1 protein-coding gene is annotated in these 316 nt (G+C 55.7%); it reads right to left on the bottom strand.

Annotated elements, in window-relative coordinates; genetic code table 11:
* Window positions 1-63: winged helix-turn-helix transcriptional regulator (locus tag AF337_RS42600; protein ID WP_342028454.1), on the bottom strand; the 63-nt coding region annotated here is incomplete at its 3' end.
* Window positions 64-316 lie beyond the last annotated feature (253 nt).

Below are 316 nucleotides of genomic sequence, written 5' to 3'. Positions count from 1 at the left end.
GGTGACGCGGCCATTCTTCTGCAGTTCGTAGAGAATTTTTACGTCGATCCGGTCGAGTTTCATCTCACACGGCCCTCACTTGCTCGAGATCGCCAATGACGCAGCAGATTATGCTGCCGTATTCCCGACATCGACCTTAACACATAAGTCAGACGTGTCGACCGCGTTGCGGGACAGGCCGAAGCACAAACCGCTGCTGGCATCCTGCCAAGACGGAATCTTCTGCTGCCACCAACCGATCTCCAGCAAAGCCGTAGCTTTGGATCCGCTAGACTACGCCTGAAACGGAGACTGTCCCATGCCCGCACCGCTCAAT

Source organism: Rhizobium ecuadorense (genome assembly GCF_001187535.1).
Taxonomy (GTDB): domain Bacteria; phylum Pseudomonadota; class Alphaproteobacteria; order Rhizobiales; family Rhizobiaceae; genus Rhizobium; species Rhizobium ecuadorense.
Note: the sequence above shows the minus strand (reverse complement) of the source record. Positions and strands in the feature narration are given on the sequence as shown.